At 68.2% G+C, this 17,963-nt stretch carries 19 protein-coding genes and 2 tRNA genes; 10 read left to right on the forward strand and 11 right to left on the reverse strand.

The window, feature by feature from the left end; genetic code table 11:
* Positions 1 to 2 precede the first annotated feature (2 nt).
* The gene (locus ACCD06_RS26055; protein WP_109072948.1) at positions 3 to 200 is read left to right on the forward strand and encodes a hypothetical protein; all 198 of its coding nucleotides are present in this window, start codon (positions 3 to 5) and stop codon (positions 198 to 200) included.
* A gap of 208 nt (positions 201 to 408) precedes the next feature.
* Here the strand turns inward: ACCD06_RS26055 and cueR are convergent, their stop codons facing one another.
* Together cueR and ACCD06_RS26065 are read right to left on the reverse strand one after the other, a co-directional pair.
* Positions 409 to 795: a Cu(I)-responsive transcriptional regulator gene (cueR, locus tag ACCD06_RS26060; protein ID WP_109073033.1), complete on the reverse strand. Its 387-nt coding sequence runs from the start codon at positions 793 to 795 to the stop codon at positions 409 to 411.
* An 11-nt stretch (positions 796 to 806) separates the two neighbouring features.
* On the reverse strand, positions 807 to 3,260 hold the full coding sequence (locus tag ACCD06_RS26065; RefSeq protein ID WP_109072947.1) for a heavy metal translocating P-type ATPase: 2,454 nt from the start codon (positions 3,258 to 3,260) through the stop codon (positions 807 to 809).
* Positions 3,261 to 3,421: 161 nt separating this feature from the next.
* On the opposite strand from ACCD06_RS26065, the gene ACCD06_RS26070 reads away from it, so the two are divergent.
* The gene (locus tag ACCD06_RS26070; RefSeq protein ID WP_413344558.1) at positions 3,422 to 3,982 is read left to right on the forward strand and encodes a hypothetical protein; all 561 of its coding nucleotides are present in this window, start codon (positions 3,422 to 3,424) and stop codon (positions 3,980 to 3,982) included.
* A gap of 73 nt (positions 3,983 to 4,055) precedes the next feature.
* Positions 4,056 to 4,700, forward strand: coding sequence for a trimeric intracellular cation channel family protein (locus ACCD06_RS26075; RefSeq protein WP_413344560.1), 645 nt, complete (start codon positions 4,056 to 4,058; stop codon positions 4,698 to 4,700).
* 194 nt (positions 4,701 to 4,894) lie between these two features.
* On the opposite strand, the gene ACCD06_RS26080 is transcribed toward ACCD06_RS26075, so the two are convergent.
* Positions 4,895 to 6,157: an ABC transporter substrate-binding protein gene (locus tag ACCD06_RS26080; protein WP_413344562.1), complete on the reverse strand. Its 1,263-nt coding sequence runs from the start codon at positions 6,155 to 6,157 to the stop codon at positions 4,895 to 4,897.
* A 124-nt stretch (positions 6,158 to 6,281) separates the two neighbouring features.
* Between ACCD06_RS26080 and ACCD06_RS26085 the strand changes: the two genes are divergently transcribed.
* From ACCD06_RS26085 to ACCD06_RS26095, 3 genes are all read left to right on the forward strand, one after another.
* Positions 6,282 to 7,733: a tetratricopeptide repeat protein gene (locus ACCD06_RS26085; RefSeq protein ID WP_413344564.1), complete on the forward strand. Its 1,452-nt coding sequence runs from the start codon at positions 6,282 to 6,284 to the stop codon at positions 7,731 to 7,733.
* A gap of 99 nt (positions 7,734 to 7,832) precedes the next feature.
* Positions 7,833 to 8,633, forward strand: coding sequence for a metallophosphoesterase family protein (locus ACCD06_RS26090; RefSeq protein ID WP_109155943.1), 801 nt, complete (start codon positions 7,833 to 7,835; stop codon positions 8,631 to 8,633).
* 171 nt (positions 8,634 to 8,804) lie between these two features.
* Positions 8,805 to 9,221 (forward strand): carboxymuconolactone decarboxylase family protein, encoded by a 417-nt coding sequence (locus ACCD06_RS26095; protein WP_158282115.1) that lies wholly within the window; start codon positions 8,805 to 8,807, stop codon positions 9,219 to 9,221.
* Between the two features lie 59 nt (positions 9,222 to 9,280).
* Here the strand turns inward: ACCD06_RS26095 and ACCD06_RS26100 are convergent.
* The 3 genes from ACCD06_RS26100 to ACCD06_RS26110 form a co-directional block, all read right to left on the reverse strand.
* Positions 9,281 to 9,357, reverse strand: a tRNA-Pro gene (locus ACCD06_RS26100).
* 194 nt (positions 9,358 to 9,551) lie between these two features.
* Positions 9,552 to 9,628: transfer RNA gene (locus tag ACCD06_RS26105), tRNA-Pro, on the reverse strand.
* A gap of 132 nt (positions 9,629 to 9,760) precedes the next feature.
* Positions 9,761 to 10,777 carry a polyprenyl synthetase family protein gene (locus ACCD06_RS26110; RefSeq protein WP_109074664.1) on the reverse strand — a complete coding sequence of 339 codons (1,017 nt, stop codon included), beginning with the start codon at positions 10,775 to 10,777 and terminating at the stop codon, positions 9,761 to 9,763.
* A 117-nt stretch (positions 10,778 to 10,894) separates the two neighbouring features.
* Between ACCD06_RS26110 and ACCD06_RS26115 the strand changes: the two genes are divergently transcribed.
* The 3 genes from ACCD06_RS26115 to ACCD06_RS26125 all read left to right on the forward strand — a co-directional run bounded on the left by ACCD06_RS26115 (position 10,895) and on the right by ACCD06_RS26125 (position 12,836).
* The gene (locus tag ACCD06_RS26115; RefSeq protein ID WP_085083912.1) at positions 10,895 to 11,101 is read left to right on the forward strand and encodes a DUF2007 domain-containing protein; all 207 of its coding nucleotides are present in this window, start codon (positions 10,895 to 10,897) and stop codon (positions 11,099 to 11,101) included.
* 44 nt (positions 11,102 to 11,145) lie between these two features.
* Complete coding sequence (locus tag ACCD06_RS26120) at positions 11,146 to 11,868, forward strand: tRNA1(Val) (adenine(37)-N6)-methyltransferase (RefSeq protein WP_413344568.1); 723 nt, start codon at positions 11,146 to 11,148, stop codon at positions 11,866 to 11,868.
* A gap of 77 nt (positions 11,869 to 11,945) precedes the next feature.
* Complete coding sequence (locus tag ACCD06_RS26125; protein WP_413344570.1) at positions 11,946 to 12,836, forward strand: S49 family peptidase; 891 nt, start codon at positions 11,946 to 11,948, stop codon at positions 12,834 to 12,836.
* 13 nt (positions 12,837 to 12,849) lie between these two features.
* On the opposite strand, the gene oxlT is transcribed toward ACCD06_RS26125, so the two are convergent.
* On the reverse strand, positions 12,850 to 14,157 hold the full coding sequence (gene oxlT / locus ACCD06_RS26130; RefSeq protein WP_413344572.1) for an oxalate/formate MFS antiporter: 1,308 nt from the start codon (positions 14,155 to 14,157) through the stop codon (positions 12,850 to 12,852).
* A gap of 373 nt (positions 14,158 to 14,530) precedes the next feature.
* On the opposite strand from oxlT, the gene ACCD06_RS26135 reads away from it, so the two are divergent.
* On the forward strand, positions 14,531 to 14,746 hold the full coding sequence (locus ACCD06_RS26135) for a hypothetical protein (protein ID WP_413344574.1): 216 nt from the start codon (positions 14,531 to 14,533) through the stop codon (positions 14,744 to 14,746).
* A gap of 17 nt (positions 14,747 to 14,763) precedes the next feature.
* Here the strand turns inward: ACCD06_RS26135 and ACCD06_RS26140 are convergent, their stop codons facing one another.
* From ACCD06_RS26140 to ACCD06_RS26155, 4 genes are all read right to left on the reverse strand, one after another.
* Positions 14,764 to 15,171 carry a hypothetical protein gene (locus ACCD06_RS26140; protein ID WP_413344576.1) on the reverse strand — a complete coding sequence of 136 codons (408 nt, stop codon included), beginning with the start codon at positions 15,169 to 15,171 and terminating at the stop codon, positions 14,764 to 14,766.
* A gap of 181 nt (positions 15,172 to 15,352) precedes the next feature.
* Positions 15,353 to 15,841: a YajQ family cyclic di-GMP-binding protein gene (locus ACCD06_RS26145; protein WP_109074657.1), complete on the reverse strand. Its 489-nt coding sequence runs from the start codon at positions 15,839 to 15,841 to the stop codon at positions 15,353 to 15,355.
* 119 nt (positions 15,842 to 15,960) lie between these two features.
* On the reverse strand, positions 15,961 to 16,974 hold the full coding sequence (locus ACCD06_RS26150; RefSeq protein WP_413344578.1) for a peptide ABC transporter ATP-binding protein: 1,014 nt from the start codon (positions 16,972 to 16,974) through the stop codon (positions 15,961 to 15,963).
* Positions 16,974 to 17,963 (reverse strand): ABC transporter ATP-binding protein, encoded by a 990-nt coding sequence (locus tag ACCD06_RS26155; RefSeq protein WP_109074655.1) that lies wholly within the window; start codon positions 17,961 to 17,963, stop codon positions 16,974 to 16,976. The genes ACCD06_RS26150 and ACCD06_RS26155 overlap by 1 nt, the downstream gene beginning before the upstream one ends.

Here is a 17,963-nt window from a genome sequence, read left to right on the forward strand (position 1 = left end):
GCATGAGCAAGCATAGTGACGCGACCGACCGCCACCATGGCGGCCCCGGCAGCAGCCAGCAGAACGCCGACAAGCCGGCGGCCAGTCCGGAAAAGCACCCGCATCCGGGCGAACCCACCAACACCCGCCACTCCGGCAGCTCCAGCGGCGGCGGCGAACGCGACCTCCACCACACGCACGACCCGAAGACGAAGCGGTAGGGGCGTTGTAGCGCCCTCTCCCGTCCCTCCCTTCCAACCCCGGGATCTCCCCCTCCCCCCGGGGAGAGGGTCGGGGTGAGGGGGATGCATGGGGTGGAGTCACTCGGAGACGGAAGTGCGCGGCTTTTGAAAATCCTCGCCGCGCTCCCCCTCACCCTAACCCTCTCCCCGGGGGGGAGAGGGGACAACGTGCGTGGGAGAGTTCACTTCACGACGCCAAATCCTTCAAGATCGGGCAGTCCGGGCGGTGGTCGCCGTGGCAGGCGTCGGCAAGCTCGTGCAGGGTGTCGCGCATCGCCTGCAACTCGGAGATCTTCGCCTCCAGCTCGTCGATGTGCTGCATGGCGATCCGCTTCACCTCCGAACTGCAGCGGGAGCGGTCCTGCCACAGCCCGACCAGCTTCTGGATCCGTTCGATCCCGAAGCCCAGCGTCCGCGCCCGCTTGACGAAGCGCAGCACATTCACGTCGCGGTCGCTGTAGACGCGATAGCCCGACGCCGTCCGCCCGGCCTCCGGAATCAAACCGATGGATTCGTAATAGCGGATCAGCTTGGCGTTGACGCCCGACGCCTTGGCGGCGTCGCCGATGGTCATGCCGTCCTTCATCATGCGTCTCCGTTCTTCGGCGGAGCCCAGCCGCGCAGGGTCAGGGCGTTCACCACCACGCTGACCGAACTGAGCGCCATCGCCGCTCCCGCCAGCACCGGGCTGAGATTGCCCGACGCCGCCAGCGGAATGCCGACCACGTTGTAGGCGAAGGCCCAGAACAGCCCCTGCCGGATCTTCGAATAGGTCCGGCGCGACACGTCGATGGACCCGGCGACCAGACGCGGATCGCCGCGCATCAGGGTGACGCCGGCGCTGTGCATCGCCACGTCGGTGCCGGTCGCCATGGCGATGCCGACATCGGCGGCGGCCAGCGCCGGTGCGTCGTTGATGCCGTCGCCGACCATGCCGACGACCTTGCCCTCCCCCTTCAGCGTCGCGACGACGGCAGCCTTGTCGCCGGGCAGCACCTCGGCGAACACCCGCTCGATGCCCAGCGCTGCGGCGACGGAGCGGGCGGCGCCCTGGCCGTCACCGGTCACCATCACCGGCTCCACCCCCTGCGCCTTCAACGAGGCGACGGCGGTGATCGCGCTGTCCTTCACCGTATCGCCGAAGGCGACGAGTCCGAGCAGATGCGGCGTCTCCCCGAGTTCGATCAGCCAGGACAGGGTGCGGCCGGTCGCCGCCAGCGCCTCGGCCGGTTCGGCCAGCGGACCCGGCTGCAGGCCGGCCTCTTCCACCGCACGGGCGTTGCCGAGTTGCAGGCGGCGCCCCGCCACCGTGCCGGAAACGCCACGGCCGGCCAGAGCACGGAAGTCCGTGACCGCCTCCGCCGCCATGCCCGCCGCCTTGGCGCGGTCGCGCAGCGCATGGGCGAGCGGATGCTCGCTGCCGGCCTGGAGCGCGGCGGCGAGGCGGAGCAGGGTCTCGCCATCGGTATCCTCGGCGGGGATCAGGTCGGTGACGCGGGGCTTGCCCTCCGTCAGCGTGCCGGTCTTGTCGAAGGCGACGGCGGTCAGGGCATGGGCGCGCTCCAGCGCCTCGGCGTCCTTGATGAGGATGCCGTGGCGGGCGGCGACGCCGGTGCCGACCATGATGGCGGTCGGCGTCGCCAGACCCAACGCACAGGGGCAGGCGATGACCAGAACCGAAACGGCGGCGACGATGGCCACCTCCAGGTCGCCGCCGACGATCCACCAGCCGATGAGCGTCAGCGCCGCCACCGCCAGCACCGCCGGGACGAAGACCGCGCTGACCCGGTCGACCAGCCGCTGGATCGGCGCCTTCGACGCCTGGGCGCCCTCCACCATGCGGACGATCTGCGCCAGCATGGTTTCGGTGCCGACTGCCGTGGTCTCCACCACCAGCAGGCCGTCGCCGTTGATCGAACCGCCGGTGACGCGGGCGCCCGGCTCCTTGTCCACCGGCAGGCTCTCGCCGGTCAGCATCGATTCGTCGACGCCGCCGCTGCCCTCGACCACCCGGCCGTCGACCGGCACCCGCTCGCCGGGGCGGACCACCACATGGTCGCCGACATGGACACGCTCCACCGGCACCTCGGTCTCCACCCCGTCGCGGCGCAGGCGGGCGGTGGCCGGGCGCAAATCCATCAGCGCGCGGATCGCCGCCGCGGTCTGGCCCTTGGCCCGCGCCTCCAGCCATTTGCCGAACAGCACGAAGGTGATGAGGACCGAGGAGGCTTCGAAATAGAGGTGCGGCTCGTGCCCGTCATGCGCGGTCAGCATCAGGTAGAGGCTGAGCCCCCAGGCCGCCGAGGTGCCGAGCGCCACCAGCAAATCCATGTTGCCGGCCCCTGCCCGCACCGCGTTCCAGCCGGCGCGGTAGAAGCGGGCGCCGAGCCAGAACTGCACGATGCTGGCGAGGATCAGCTGGACCCAGCCCGGCAGCATCCAGTCCGCCCCGAACAGGTCGCCGACCATGCCGGCCAGCAGCGGCAGCGACAGAGCCGCGGCGATCAATACATGGTGCAGCTCGCGCCGGCTGCGGTCGGCCCGCGCCTCCTCCTCCGCCTGTTCGCCGCCCTGGCCGACGGGAGCGGCGCCATAGCCGACCTTCTCCACCGCCGCGATCAGATCGGCAGTGTCGACGCTGCCGGCGAAGGCGACGACATGGGCGCGCTCGGTCGCCAGATTGACCGAAGCCGACTCCACGCCCGGAAGCCGGCTCAGCGCCTTCTCCACCCGGCCGGAACAGGAGGCGCAGGTCATGCCGGTGACCGACAGGTCGAACTCCCGCTTCTCGGCATGGTAGCCGGCGGCCTCGACCGCGTCCGCCGCGGCCTTGACGTCCAGCGGACCGGCGAAGGTCAGCCGCGCCCGCTCCGTCGCCAGATTGACCGAGACGGCGGTGACGCCCGGCACCCGGCCCAGCGCCTTCTCCACCCGGCGGACGCAGGAGGCGCAGGTCATGCCCGATACGCCGAGGTCGAGTTCGGCCGGGGCACCGACGGGCGCCGTCGTTGGGCTGATGCTGTGCTGAGTCGTGGTCATGCCGGTTCTCCTTCGATTCCGCTCGGCATGGAGTGATATGGGGCTTCCAATCATTGGAAGGTCAAGGGGCCAATCGACGCATAGTCGTGACCCATGAACAAAACAGCGGACGGGGCGTTCGTGTCCTGACCGTCAGCCACCAGCAGAAAGGGACCGCCCCCTTGACCCGCCTGACCATCGCCGAGGCGCAGAGCCGCGTTTCACACCTGCTGACCCATGACGTGGTCGAGGATCTGCGTGCCGTGGAGTATGAGACGCCGCCCCTGGCCGACGCCCCGTCCGCCACGCCGCTGGCCGAGCTGCGGCGGGCGGAGGTCAGCTTCAGCCACGCCCCCGGCTCGCCGGACTGCCTCTATCGCATCGGCGCCTTCGGCGATTCGCTGCTGATGCGGCTTCAGCTGAATGTCTGGCGGTTCGTCGCCATCTATCAGGTGCCGGTGAAGGACCCGATCGACAGCAACACCATCGCCCCGCATTTCGAACGCTGGGCCATCGGCGCCGGCCATGCCGGCTGGACCATCGGCTGGCGCGACGGCGTCGATCCCTGGGACCATGACCTGCGGGTGGTGGAGACCTATTGCTACGCCATGCTGCCGGAAGGCTTCCTGGACGAACCGCTGACCCAGCTCTATTGGCGCACCGACCTGCTGCAGATGACCCGTGCCTTCATGCTGGAAGCGCGCCGGATGAGCATCCGGCTGTCGGCGCCCGACACGGTGTAGCGGAGGTTTCGCTTGGCGCGGTGGGGGCGGCTGTGCTCAATCGGTAGGCAGACGTTCTCAGCAGAGCCCGACCATGCCGCCGCTTCCCATTCCGATGCCGACCGACCTGTCCACCCTACTGACGGTGATGGATTTCATCGGCGTGTTCGTCTTCGGGCTCAGCGGCGGCACGCTGGCGGTGCGCAAGCGGCTGGACCTGTTCGGGGTGATGGTGCTGTCGCTGGCCGCGGCGCTGGCCGGCGGCGTGGTCCGCGATGTGCTGATCGGCGCGCTGCCGCCGGCCAGCCTGCAGGACGACCGCTATCTGATGGTGGCGCTCGCCGCCGGGATGGCCGCCTTCCTGTTCCACGGCCCGATCAACCGGCTGGGCAAGCCGGTGATGGTGCTGGATGCCGCCGGGCTCGGGCTGTTCACCGTCGCCGGCTGCGGCAAGGCGCTGGCCTATGGCCTCAGCCCGCTGCCGGCCGCCCTTTTGGGCGTGATGACCGCCTGCGGCGGCGGGGCGGTGCGCGACCTGCTGGTCGCCGAGGTGCCCCGGGTGCTGCGCGAGGAGATCTATGCCATGGCCTCGCTGCTGGGGGCCGTGGTGGTGATCGCCGGCAATCGTCTGGATCTGCCGCCGGTGCCGGTCGCGGTGGCCGGCGCGCTCGCCGTGTTCGTGCTGCGCGTCGTCAGCGTTCTGCGCAACTGGAGCGCGCCGCGGGCGCCGGGGAGTTGAGGGGGGCTCTTAAATCGCCCTCTCCCGCCCCGGGAGAGGGAGGGGACCCGCCGCAAAGCGGTGGGGAGGGTGAGGGGCAAAGCAAGAATCCCCGTGCCGCATGGTTCCTTGGAATACCCCTCACCCTTCCCATGCTGCGCATGGGCCCCTTCCCTCTCCCGGGACGGGAGAGGGAGGTTCACAGGATCGCCTCGTTACGCCCGCTTGCCCCAGCCCGGCATCGGGAAGACCGGGTCGGCTTCGGCCGACGCCTTCGGCAGGACCACGGTCGGGCGCAGCTTGTGGTTCTGGATGCAGGCGGAGATCAGGTTGGTGTTCTGGCCCTTCTCGTCGAAGGTGATCGCCGGGCCGACCATCAGCTTGTCCGTCAGGTTGGTCTGGCGCAGAGCCGCCAGCATCGCCGAGGCCTCCGCCGTGCCGGCGCGCTTGAAGGCGTCGGCGGCGATCAGGATCGCCTCGAAGGTGAAGGCGACGTTGAAGGCGTAGCCCTCAAACCGGTCGTTCGGAAACTGCTTCTTGAAGGCCGCCTCGACCCGCTTGGTCATCGCCGCCTTGGGGTCGTACCAGGGCAGGTTGGTGATGGCGTAGTCGGCGTATTTGCCCAGCACCTTGTAGAACTGTTCGTCATACAGGCCGGGCGAACCGGGGGAGACGATGCCCTTCGGCTCCCACCGCTGCTTGACCATCTCGCGCACCATCATGATGGCGTCGTTGGCGCGGGTGGTGACGATGGCAAGCTCGGCGCCGGTGGCCTTGGCCTTCGCCACCTCGACCGCCAGATCCTGCGCCCGCGGGTCGTAGGAGATCGATTCGACGATCTGGAACGGCATGTCCAGCTTGGGGAACAGCGCGTCGATGGCGGCCTTGTTCGCCATGCCGAAGGTGTCGTTGGCGTGCAGGAAGACGGCGGTCTTCGGCGTGGTGCCGGTGGCGGCGAACAGGTCCTTCATCAGCGACATCCCGTTCGACACCAGCATGGTGGAGGTCGGGAAGTTGCGGAAGACGGTCTTGTACCCCTGCTCCGTCAGCTTGTCGGCGGCGGCGATGTTCATCACCAACGGCACGCCGCGCTGCTCGCACACCTGGGCGGCGGCGGCGGTCTGGCCGCTGTCGAAGGCGCCGACGATGACATGGGCGCCGTCGTTGATCAGCTTTTCCGTGCGCGAGCGGGCGACGTCGGCGTTCGATTCGGTGTCGGCCGACATCACCTCGACCTTGTAGCCAAGGTCGGAAAGCACCGCCGGCGCGATGTCGGCGCCGCGCTGGCAGGCCTGACCCGCCTGGGCCAGCAGGCCGGAGCGCGGCAGCAGAACGCCGACCTTCAGCGTGGTGTCCTGCGCGAAGACCGGGGCGCGGCCGAAGCCGGCCAGCACGCCGCCGGCGATGGCGGCCTGCCCCAGCGTGCGGCGGGAAAGGGCGAGTCCTCCGGTGGAACGGTTCTTATGATCGTTGGTCATGGTCCTGCGGATGCCTTTTGGCTGGTCGCAAAGCGGTTTGGTTCGACCGAAGAGTCCACCGCCGGCCCCCTCCGTGTCAAAGTGGAATCGCCGAAGTCCTTCAATACGCAACGGAATGACCTTCATGCCCAACGGCAGCCGGACCGTCACCCTCGACGAGGCGCTCGCCATCGCGCTCGACCACCTGAAATCCGGGCGCCTGGACGAGGGGGAGGACCTCTATGCCCGAATCCTCGACGCCGATCCCGGCAATGCCGAGGCGCTGCACCGGATGGGCTTCATCGCCGGCCGCCGGGGCGACATGGACCGGGCGCTGGACCTGCTGACCCGCTCGGTGGAGCGGGCGCCCGATGCCGATGCGCTGTTCAACCTGGGAACCCTGCACCACCGCGCCCTGCGGACGGAGGAGGCCATCGTCGCCTACCGCCGCGCCCTGGCGCTGCGCCCCGACTTCCCCGATGCCGAATATCACCTGAGCGAGGCCCTGCAGGGCGCCGGCCGCCTGGACGAGGCGCTGGCGGCGCTGGACACGTTGCTGGGGCGCCACCCGCATTATCCCGCCGGCTGGCGCCAGCATGGCGACATCGAAGCGGATTTGGGCCGGCCCGGCGCGGCGGTGCATTTCTATGAGATGGCGCTGGCGCTGAATCCCGCCGACGACCTGTCGCGGGAGCGGCTGACGGCGCAGGAGGAGGCCTTCCGCACCCGCAGCGCGGCGATGGCGGCACGGCTGCCGGACGGACGGCACGACCTGCGCGACACCACCATCCTGATTCCGTTCCGCGCCGACAGCGACGACCGCAGGCGCAACCTGCGCTGGATCGTCGGCTTCCTGCTGAAGCATGTCGACGCCACCCTGCTGATCGGCGAGGACAAGGACGGGCCGAGCGACGTGCCGGACGCGCTCGGCCCCGAACTGGCCGCCCGCTGCCGCCACCTGCATCTGCGCGGCAACGACACGCCCTTCACCCACAAGGCCCACCTCATCAACCGCATGGCCGAGGCGGCCGACACGCCCATCGTCGCCCTGCACGACACCGACATCGTGGTGGACCCGGTGCAGTATGTGCTGGCGCGCGACGCCGTCCGGCGGGGCGGCGGGCTGGTCTTCCCCTACAACGGGCTGTTCTTCTGGATCATGGGCCGGGAGGTCCTGCGCTTCGGCTACACCCTGTCGGCGGCCCCGCTGAACGCCGTCTGCCCACGCTTTCCGCTGATGCACCGCAATTCCCCCGGCGGCGGCGCCTTCTTCGACCGGGAGCGGCTGCTCGCCAACGGCGGCTACAACGAGGCCTTCCTGTCCTGGGGCTTCGAGGATGACGAGATCGTCGAGCGCTTCCGTCGGCTGGGGCTCGGCGTCGAGCGGGTGCCGGGACCGCTCTACCATCTGGAGCATGCCCGGCCGGCGAACTCGTCGGAGCAGAATCCCTTCTTCGAGGCCAACCGGGCGGAGCTGGAGCGCGTGCGCAACGCGGACGGAGACACGTTGCGCGCCGACATCGCCGCCGGGCGGCTGCGCCGGCCGCTGCTGTCGTCGCGCGATCTTCCGTCACCGGTCGCATCGCCGTTCGACTGAAAGCGGCGCAAATGCGGTGCAACGCCGGGAACCCCTTGAAGGGCCAACGGCCCGGACACAGGTGAGGGGGCGGGATGTGACGAATTCGAGAACGATCTCGTGTTGAGCTTGGCACGCAGACTGTGGGCGGAGGCCATTTCGGGCGCTCCCTCGGCCGGTCCTTTTGGCGGCCGGGCGGGACCGGCATCGGTGCCGCGCGGCATGCGCGTCTATGCGGTCGGCGACATCCATGGCCGGCTCGACCTGCTCGAGCAGATGCTGGGCCAGATCGCCCGCGATGCCGAACAGGCGCCGAACCTGCTGAAATACCTCGTCTTCCTCGGCGATTATGTCGACCGCGGCCCGGATTCGCGGCTGGTGATCGAACGGCTCGCCTGCGGGCTGCCGCCGGCCTTCGGCGCGGTATTCCTGCGCGGCAACCACGAGGACACCATGCTGGGCTTCCTGTCGGACCTGCGCGTCGCCCCCGGCTGGCTGACCTATGGCGGCGATGCGACGCTGGAGAGCTACGGCATCCCCGCCCCCGATCCTGATGCGCCGACGGAGCATCTGCAGCAGGCGCAGATGATGCTGAACAGCCTGCTGCCGGCCCATCACCGCGCCTTCTTGACCGGCCTGCGCTGCCACCTGACCATCGGCGACTATCATTTCGTCCATGCCGGCGTCCGCCCCGGCGTCCCGCTCGACCGGCAGGAGGACCAGGACCGGCTGTGGATCCGCGAGGTCTTCCTCGCGTCACGCGCCGATCATGGCAAGGTGGTCGTCCATGGCCACACCATCGCGCCGGAGCCTGAACTGCTGGCCAACCGCATCGGCATCGACACCGGCGCCTACGCCACCAACCGCCTGACCGCCCTGGTGCTGGAGGGGACGGACCGGCGGTTCCTGTGCACGGTGTGAGGGGGGCTCTGGCCGAAATTGGGGGAATTGGCGCCGGAGCAAGGTCTAAAAAGCACATCTGCCGCAATGGAAAGGTCCAGCCGACGTTTCACGGCGCATAATGGCCGCCTTCGACGCGAGCGTGCCCGCGCAACTTGCGGCATGCCCACGCCTCACCTCAGGGAGGGGCACATGGATCGCCAAGCGGATCGCCAAGCCGTATACCAGGAGATCACCGACATCTTCGGGCTGGTTCCATCCTTCTTCAAGGAACTGCCCGACACCACCATCGAAGCCGAATGGCGCCTGTTCAAGGCCGTGCAGGTCGATGACGGGCCGATCCCACAGAAGTACCGCGAACTGATCGGTCTGGGGATTGCCGCCGTCATGAAGTGCCGGTATTGCGCCTTCTATCATACGGCGCTCGCCAAACTGTTCGGCGCAACGCAGGATGAGATCGAGGCCGCCGTTCATTACGCGAAGTCCAGCGCGGGCTGGAGCGCCTACCTGAATGGCATGCAGGTGGACTATGACACCTTCACACGGGAGGTCGATCAGGCCTGCGACCATGTGCGGAGCCAGATGTCGCAACAGCAGCGCGCCGCCTGATCGGCACCGGTCCGGAACGACAAAGGGCTTCCGGATCACTCCGGAAGCCCTTGTCTTGTTGGTCGGAGAGAGAGGATTCGAACCTCCGGCCCCTGCCTCCCGAAAGCAGTGCTCTACCAGGCTGAGCTACTCTCCGATCATGGCACCGGCGGCCTGTCACTCTGGAGTGCGCCGTCCGCCGGTGGAGCGGGTGTATAAACGGTTCCGGCCGGCTGCGCAATGCAAAGTCACAGCCTGACCACTGCATTTTTGCCATGCTGTTTTGCCATGCCCGGCGGAACCCCGAAACGACGAAGGGCTCCCGGATTTCTCCGGAAGCCCTTGTCTTTGTGGTCGGAGAGAGAGGATTCGAACCTCCGGCCCCTGCCTCCCGAAAGCAGTGCTCTACCAGGCTGAGCTACTCTCCGATCATGGCACCGGCGGGCGGTGTCGTCCGCCGGTGGAGGGGGTGTATAAACGCTCACGCTCCGGCGCGCAACGCAAAAAATGCGTCATCGGCCAAAAAGATCCGGCCCCCTCCCGGCCCGGCGGAAATGCCGTCAGAAATCGCGATCGATCACGAAATCAATGACTTCCAGCAGGGCCTGCTTGATCGGCCCGTCGGCGAACAGACCCAGGCTGTCGCGGGCGATGGAGCCGTAATGGCGCGCCCGTTCCACCGTGTCCTTCAGGGCGTTGTGGCGGGCCATCAGCGCCTGGGCACGCTCCAGGTCGCCGTCCTTCTGGTCCAGCTCCTCCATCACCCGGCGCCAGAAGGCGCGTTCCTCGTCGTTGCCGCGGCGGAAGGCCAGCACGACCGGCAGGGTGATCTTGCCCTCGCGGAAATCGTCGCCGACCGTCTTGCCCAGCTTCGCCTGCAAGGCCGAGTAATCCAGCACGTCGTCGACCAGCTGGAAGGCGATGCCGAGATTCATGCCGTAATCGTAGAGCGCCAACTCCTCCGCCTGCGGGCGGTTGGCGACGACGGCGCCGACGCGGCAGGCGGCGGCGAACAGCTCGGCCGTCTTGCCCTTGATGACCTCGAGATAGGCCTGCTCGCTGGTCTCGGTGTCATTGGTGGTGCGCAGCTGCAGCACCTCGCCCTCGGCGATGATGGCCGAGGCGCCGGACAGGATGCGCAGCACGTCGAGCGACTGCACCTCCACCATCATCTCGAAGGCGCGGGAGAACAGGAAATCGCCGACCAGCACGCTGGCCTTGTTGCCGAACACCGCGTTGGCCGAGGCCATGCCGCGGCGCAGGTCGCTTTCGTCGACCACGTCGTCGTGCAGCAGGGTCGCGCTGTGGATGAACTCCACCACCGCGGCCAGCAGCCGGTGATGCTCCCCCTGATAGCCGCACATGTTGGCGGCGGCGAGCGTCAGCACCGGGCGCAGGCGCTTGCCGCCGGCCGCGATCAGATAGCCGGCCAGCTGCGGAATCATCTCGACCGACGACTGCATACGGTCGAGGATGATCTGGTTGACGGCGCTGAGGTCCTCGGCCACCAAAGCGGTCAGGTCGTCGAGCGGGGTAGACTTGCGCCGTTTCGGCTCGAAGTTGGTCACGACCGCCAAGGTCGACTCCACGGGTGATTGACGCCAGAATTTGCGCTAGGGAGCATAACGGCCTAGCCTGTTCGGTCAAGTCCGCAGGGGACCGTTCTTTCGAGACGCCCGTTCTTCCGAGATGCCATGACCGAACTGCTGCGCACCACCGACCCCGTCCGCCTGTCCTGGCTGGTTGCCCTTCTGGCCGACGCGGGCATCGAGGCCATCGTGCTGGACAGCTACACCAGCATCCTGGAGGGCTCCATCGGCGCCATTCCCCGGCGGCTGATGGTCGGCACGGAGGACGCCGCACAGGCCCTCCGCATCCTGCGCGAGGCCGGCGAAGCGTGAGCGGCCATATCGTTCCGTCTCCAGAACGACGCCTGGAAACACCCGTGGATTTCCTGCTGAACGGCCGGGTCAGGCTGCACCAGCCGGACGGCGGCTATCGCGCCGCCATCGATCCGGTCTTCCTCGCCGCCATCACCGCCGCCGCCGCCGGCGAGCGGGTGCTGGATGTCGGCACCGGCACCGGAGCTGCGGCACTGTGCCTCGCCGTCCGGGTGCCGGGCGTGGCGGTGGTCGGGCTGGAACAGCGGGCCGACGCCTGCGGCTTCGCCCGCCGCAATGCCGCGCTCAGCGGCGTCGCGGAGCGGGTGACGGTGGTCCAGGGCGACCTGATGGCCCCACCCGAAGCTCTCGGGACCTTCGGATTCGATCGTGTAATGATGAATCCGCCCTACCTGAAGGCCGGTGCCGCCAGCGTCCCGCCCGACGACTGGAAGGCCGCGGCGAATGTGGAAGGCGCGGCAGGGCTGGGCGACTGGGTGCGCTTCGCCGACCGCATGCTGAAGCCGCGCGGCACGCTGACGATGGTCCACCGCGCCGACCGGATCGACGACATCCTGCACGCGTTGCGCGGCCGGTTCGGCAGCCTCGTCCTGGTGCCGCTGTGGCCCAAGCCGGGGGTGGAGGCCAAGCGGCTACTGCTGATCGCCCGCAAGGGCGGCAAGGCGCCGGCCCGGCTGACCGCCGGCCTGACCGTGCACAAGGCCGAAGGCGGCTACAGCCCGGCGGCGGAGCGGATCCTGAGGGACGCCGAAGCACTCACGATTTAGCGGGGGCGATTTAGCGGGACCAATTTGGCGGGAACGGAGCCTTTCAATCGGGAGACTTCAATCCCATCTCTGCCGGCATGAGCCTGCATTCCCTCCTCGCCAAACTCCCCTTCGGCCCCTGGCGCAAGGCCGGGCCGCTGGTGTCCGTCGTCCGCCTGTCCGGCGTCATCGGCCAGGCCGGCCCCTTCCGCTCCGGCCTGTCGCTGGACGGCGTCGCCCCGCTGCTGGAACGCGCCTTCGCGCCGAAGAACCAGAAGGCGGTGGCGCTGATCATCAACTCGCCGGGCGGGTCGCCGGTGCAGTCGGCGCTGATCGCCAAGCGCATCCGCGATCTGGCGGAGGAGAAGAAGGTGCCGGTCTTCGCCTTCTGCGAGGACGCGGCGGCGTCGGGCGGCTATTGGCTGGCCTGCGCGGCGGACGAGATCTGGGCGGACGAAAGCTCCATCGTCGGCTCCATCGGCGTGGTGTCGTCGGGCTTCGGCCTGCATGCGCTGATCGAGCGCCACGGGATCGAGCGGCGGCTCTACACCGCCGGCGACAAGAAGGTGCTGCTCGACCCATTCTCGCCCGAGCGCGAGGACGGCGTCGCCCATCTGAAGGCGCTGCAGGCCGACGTGCACGAGGCGTTCAAGGCGATGGTGCGCACGCGGCGGGGCGCGCGGCTGACCGGGCCGGAGGAGGAGCTGTTCTCCGGCGCCTTCTGGGCCGGGCGCAAGGCGCTGGCTCTCGGGCTGGTCGACGGGCTGGGCGATCTGCGCTCGGTGATGCGCGGGCGTTTCGGCGAGAAGGTGCGGCTGCGCGTGGTGCAGCAGGAGCGCGGCATGCTGCGGAGGCTGGGGCTGCGGACCGGAACCGGCAACGCCCCGGCACTGCAGGCCGGGGCGCATGAGGCCTTCGCCGATGCCCTGGTGGCGGCCGCCCGCAAGTCGCTGGACGATTGGGCGGCCTGGGCGAAGTTGGGGCTTTGACGGACGCCTGCCGTCAGCGGTCGGCAGTCGCTTGGGCGGTGACGGCGGCCGACTGCAAACCGTAATCGTCGGCCTGGATGAAGCTGGCCCGCAGCGGCTTCAGGACGAACATCGCCAGGATCGCCGCCACCAGATTGAAGCTGGCGGCGATGTAGAACACGGCCTGCCAGCCGAAATGGCCGGCGATGATGCTGCTGAGCGGGACCAGCAGCGCCGCCGTGCCCTTGGCGGTGTAGAGCATGCCGGCATTGGTCGTCGCGAACTTCGAACCGAAGGTGTCGCCGGCAGTGGCCGGGAACAGGCTGTAGATCTCGCCGAACACGCAGAAGAACATCGCGGTGAAGATCACGAAGGCCACCGGGTTGCGGCCCAGCTGCGTCACCAGGACGATGGCGACGGCGGCGGTGCCGAAGGCGATGAACATGGTGTTCTCGCGGCCGATGCGGTCGGACACCCAGCCGAAGAAGGGCCGTCCGGCGCCGTCCAGCACGCGGTCCAGCGAAATCGCCAGGGTCAGGGCCGGCAGGATGAAGCCGAACATGTTGATCGGCGAATCGGCGACATGGAAGTCATGGGCGATCGGCGCGATCTGGGCCGCCGCCATCAGGCCGCCGGACGCCACCATCACGAACATCACATAGAGCAGCCAGAAGACCGGCGTGCGGATGACGCGGGCCGGCGGATGGTCGATCTTGGTCTGGGCCGGGCCGCTCTTGCGCATCGCCGCGTTCGACTTCGGCGCCTTGCGTAGGAAGAAGGACAGCACGAAGATCACCACGCCCTGCCCGATGCCGAAGACCAGGAAGGCATGCTCGTAGCCCTGGTTGGCGATCATGTTGGCGATCGGAATGACCGTGGCACCGGCACCGGCGCCGAAGCCGGCCGCGGTGATGCCGGCGGCCAGCCCGCGCTGCTGCGGGAACCACTTCAGCGCATTGCCGACGCAGGTGCCATAGACGCAGCCGGCGCCGATGCCGGAGATCACCGCCGCGGTGTAGAGCATCGGCAGCGAAGAGGCTTGGCTGTCGATCACCCAGGAGCCGCCGACCAGCAGACTGCCCACCATCACCACCGCCTGCGGGCCGTAGCGGTCGACGAACCAGCCTTCGATCGGGACCAGCCAAGTTTCGGTGAAGACGAAGATGGAGAAGGCGATCTGGATGGCTGCACGTCCCCAGCCATGCTTGGCGTCGATGGGATCGACGAACAGCGTCCAGCCATATTGCAGGTTGGCGATCATCGCCATGCACAGCAGGCCGACGCTGAGCTGGAACCATTTGTTTGTCAGAAGACCGCGGTCTTCGGTCGTCTCTGTGGTCATGCCCCAAAGTCCCGTTGAGCGTGGGAGCGCAGGATTTCCGGAGTGCGGCGGTCCATCCGTATCGCACCGCATCATGCGCCGTTCGGAGATGACAGTGCGCCTCAACAATCCGTATTCCAAATACCGGATACTGAATGAGTTATTCTTTTCCACATTGTGGAATGCGTTGAAAAGGCTCGCTTTTTCACGATTGCTGTCATGCACACATTGCTTGTCTGGCGAACTAAACTGTCAAGGCCGAGCCATGCGGCGCACACATATTTGAAATACGGTATCTGGTATACAGAATATCTTGCTGCGGTGCAGGGCCGGGCGCATGATCCGCTCATGGTCGACGGCGCCGACGGACGGTGCCGCAGCAAGGGGAAATCACATGATGTCGAGCATTCTGAGCCGCCTGTTCGCCGGTCCCGCCGCCCTGGCGCCCGTCGGCATCGCTCCCGCCGGCTTCACCTTTGGCGAGGCGCTGCCGCACATCGCGATGGCGGACCTGTTCGCCGGCTTCCGCGCCCGTCACGGCGGCGGCAAGCGCAAGCCGGACTCCGCCGACGTCCCGCAGTCCTGGGCCGAGTTCGGCCGGGGGTTCTGAGCGGTCTGCTTAAAGCACTACGCCGCGGAGTTCTGCGTCAGCAGGGTGGTCAGCCAGCGGAAGTTCGTTCCGTCGCCGGCCTGGATGGCGCTTTCCACCACCTGCATCGCGGTCGTCGGGTCCTGCGGGTCGGGCACCGCTGCGGTGGGGTCCATGGCGGCGTCGCCCTGCCCCTCTTCCTGGGCGAACAGCGTGACGGCGCCGACACCGAGACGAACGGAAGGCTGGGCGTTCGGCACCACCCCGGTGCAGTCGGCGCCGGAGGTTCCACCCTCTCCCACCCCGTTCAGGGTTTCCAGCATCGCCGCGAACTGGCCGGCCAGGGCACCCGCCTGCCGGGACGCAGACGTCCCTTTGCGCTCCAGGACGTCTTCCGCCCTGATGCGCATGGCTTGCGTGGCCTCGCTGTTGGCCATCATCGACATGGGACGATTCCCTGCGGTTAGTGGCGAACCGCAGGGACACACGCAAAAATCACGCCATCAACACAACCGGCGCATCGCAAGGGCTGCGCTCACCCCTGCGACGATTTGACCGGCAAAAATTACCCAGCCACCCGGCAGAAGTTTCCCAGCGGCCGGCAAGCCTTGCCGGTCCGCAGGGCCATCAATCGCGAAAATTCTGGTACTGCAGCGGCTGCTCGATGCCCAACCGCTTGACCAGGGCGATGGCCTCCTGGAGGTCGTCGCGCTTCTTGCCCGTCACCCGCAGTTCGTCACCCTGGATCGAGACCTGGACCTTCATCTTGCTGTCCTTGATCCCTTTGACGATGGTCTTCGCCAGATCCTGCGCGATTCCCTGCTTGATCGTCACGGTGTGGCGCAGCGCATCGCCCGCGGCGCGCTGCGGCTGGGCGGTGAAGTCGAGCGCCGCTGCGTCGAGCTTGCGCCGGGTCACGTAGACGCGCAGCAGTTCCTGCATCTGCGCCAGCTTCGGCGCGTCGTCGGCCAGCAGGACGATCTCGTTCTCGGTCCGCTCGACGGTGCATTTCGAGCCCTTGAAGTCGAACCGGGTTTCGATCTCGCGGCGGACGCCGGCGAGAGCATTGTCGATCTCGTGGACGTCCGTCTCGGACACGATGTCGAACGACGGCATGGCGGCACTCTCCCTGATAGGACGGCTGAGGAACGAATCGGGCCCACCGTAAAGAAGACGGCCGCCGCACTCAACAGCCGCCTTCCGAACAGTCGCCTTCCAAACAGCCGAGGGGCCGGTCAGTTCATCTCTTCGGCGTAATGGCAGGCCACCAGCCGCTCGTCGACGGTGCGTAGCGGCGGAACCTCCGCAGCGCAGCGATCGGTGGCGAAGGGGCAGCGCTTGTGGAACGCGCAGCCCGGCGGCGGGTTCAGCGGCGACGGCAGCTCGCCCTTCGGCACCACCCGGTCCATGCGCAGGTCCGGGTTCACCCGCGGCGTCGCCGCCAGCAGGATGCGGGTATAGGGGTGCCGCGGCCGGGTGAAGACCACGTCCTTGGCACCATGCTCCACCGGCTTGCCCAGATACATCACCATCAGCGAATCGGCGATGTGCCGCACAACGCTGAGGTCGTGGGAGATGAACAGGTAGGCGAGGTTCAGCTCCTCCTGCAGATCCATCATCAGGTTCAGCACCTGCGCCTGGATCGACACGTCGAGCGCCGACACCGGCTCGTCCGCCACGACGACGCGCGGGTTCAGCATCAGGGCGCGGGCGATGGCGATGCGCTGGCGCTGGCCGCCGGAGAACATGTGCGGGTAGCGGTCGACCTGATCGGGACGCAGGCCCACCTTGCCCATCATGGCCACCGCGCGGTCGCGCCGCTCGTGCTTGTCCATGTCGGTGTTGATGACCAGCGGCTCAGTCAGGATGGAGCCGACCGTCTTGCGCGGGTTCAGCGAGCCGTAGGGGTTCTGGAAGACCATCTGCACCGTGCGGCGCAGTTCCTTCATCTCCGCTGCACTGCGCCCGACGACCTCGCGGCCGTCATAGAGCAGCTCGCCCGAACTCGGCGGCTCGATCATGGTGACGGAGCGGGCCAGCGTCGACTTGCCGCAGCCGGACTCGCCGACCACCGCCAGCGTCTTGCCGGCCTGCAGGCGGAAGGACACGCCGTCCAGCGCCTTCACCGTCGCCAACGGCTTGAAGGCGCCGCGCTTGACCGCATAATGCTTGCGCAGATCGCGCGCCTCCAGCACGACCGAATTGCCGGCCGTCGCCTCGAAGATGTGGGGTTCAGTCTCGATGCTCATCACAGCGCCTCCCCGGCGGCGAGATGGCCGTCCGGCAGCGGGTAGAAACAGCGCGCGCGCCCGTCGTCCACGTCGAACAGGGCCGGGCGCTCGGCACGGCAGCGGGCGTCGGCGAAGCGGCAGCGCGGGCTGAACAGGCAGCCGGCCGGCCGGTCGGCGATGCCCGGCACCATGCCGGGAATCGTCGGCAGCCGGCGCTTGCCCAGCGCCCGCTCCGGCAGGGCGTCGAGCAGGGCGCCGGTGTAGGGGTGGCGCGGCCGCTCGAACAGGGAACCGACGGGCCGCGTCTCCGCCACCTGACCGGCATACATGACGACGACGCGCTGCGCCGTCTCCGCCACCACGCCCATGTCGTGGGTGATGAGGATCAGCGCCATGCCGCGCTCGCGCTGCAGCTGGACCAGCAGGTCGAGGATCTGCTTCTGGATGGTGACGTCCAGCGCGGTCGTCGGCTCGTCCGCCACCAGCAGGCGCGGGTTGCAGGCGATGGCGATGGCGATCATCACGCGCTGGCTCATGCCGCCCGACAGCTGGTGCGGGAAGGCGGACAGGCGCGATTCCGGCGCCGGAATGCCGACCTGCTCCAGCAGGGCGATGGCGCGGTTGCGCAGCGCCTTGCCGGACAGCCCCTCATGCACCCGCAGGGTTTCCATGATCTGGAAGCCGACGGTGAAGCAGGGGTTCAGGCTGGTCATCGGCTCCTGGAAGACCATGGCGACGTCCTTGCCGGTGATCTTCCGGCGCTGGGCGGGGGGCATGGTCAGCAGGTCGCGGCCACCGAACGTCATCCGGTCGGCGACCACCCGGCCGTTGGAGCCGAGAAGCCCCATCACGGCCAGCGAGGTCACGGATTTGCCGGAGCCGGATTCGCCGACGATGCCGACGACCTCGCCTTCGTCCACGGTCAGGTCGATGCCATCCACCGCGCGGAAGGTGCCGGCGCGGGTGGTGAACTCGACCGACAGGTTCTTGATGTCGAGAAGAGGCAT

This window comes from Azospirillum sp. CT11-132, from assembly GCF_047302835.1.
In the GTDB taxonomy this organism is placed as follows: domain Bacteria; phylum Pseudomonadota; class Alphaproteobacteria; order Azospirillales; family Azospirillaceae; genus Azospirillum.

Bases quoted from the DNA above. Each gene is read 5' to 3' on its own strand.
- ACCD06_RS26055 (WP_109072948.1), top strand. From the start codon at position 3: ATGAGCAAGCATAGTGACGCGACCGACCGCCACCATGGCGGCCCCGGC.
- cueR (WP_109073033.1), bottom strand. From the start codon at position 795: ATGACCATCGGCGACGCCGCCAAGGCGTCGGGCGTCAACGCCAAGCTG.
- ACCD06_RS26065 (WP_109072947.1), bottom strand. From the start codon at position 3,260: ATGACCACGACTCAGCACAGCATCAGCCCAACGACGGCGCCCGTCGGT.
- ACCD06_RS26075 (WP_413344560.1), top strand. From the start codon at position 4,056: ATGCCGCCGCTTCCCATTCCGATGCCGACCGACCTGTCCACCCTACTG.
- ACCD06_RS26080 (WP_413344562.1), bottom strand. From the start codon at position 6,157: ATGACCAACGATCATAAGAACCGTTCCACCGGAGGACTCGCCCTTTCC.
- ACCD06_RS26085 (WP_413344564.1), top strand. From the start codon at position 6,282: ATGCCCAACGGCAGCCGGACCGTCACCCTCGACGAGGCGCTCGCCATC.
- ACCD06_RS26095 (WP_158282115.1), top strand. From the start codon at position 8,805: ATGGATCGCCAAGCGGATCGCCAAGCCGTATACCAGGAGATCACCGAC.
- ACCD06_RS26115 (WP_085083912.1), top strand. From the start codon at position 10,895: ATGACCGAACTGCTGCGCACCACCGACCCCGTCCGCCTGTCCTGGCTG.
- ACCD06_RS26125 (WP_413344570.1), top strand. From the start codon at position 11,946: ATGAGCCTGCATTCCCTCCTCGCCAAACTCCCCTTCGGCCCCTGGCGC.
- oxlT (WP_413344572.1), bottom strand. From the start codon at position 14,157: ATGACCACAGAGACGACCGAAGACCGCGGTCTTCTGACAAACAAATGG.
- ACCD06_RS26135 (WP_413344574.1), top strand. From the start codon at position 14,531: ATGATGTCGAGCATTCTGAGCCGCCTGTTCGCCGGTCCCGCCGCCCTG.
- ACCD06_RS26140 (WP_413344576.1), bottom strand. From the start codon at position 15,171: ATGTCGATGATGGCCAACAGCGAGGCCACGCAAGCCATGCGCATCAGG.
- ACCD06_RS26145 (WP_109074657.1), bottom strand. From the start codon at position 15,841: ATGCCGTCGTTCGACATCGTGTCCGAGACGGACGTCCACGAGATCGAC.
- ACCD06_RS26150 (WP_413344578.1), bottom strand. From the start codon at position 16,974: ATGAGCATCGAGACTGAACCCCACATCTTCGAGGCGACGGCCGGCAAT.
- ACCD06_RS26155 (WP_109074655.1), bottom strand. From the start codon at position 17,963: ATGCCTCTTCTCGACATCAAGAACCTGTCGGTCGAGTTCACCACCCGC.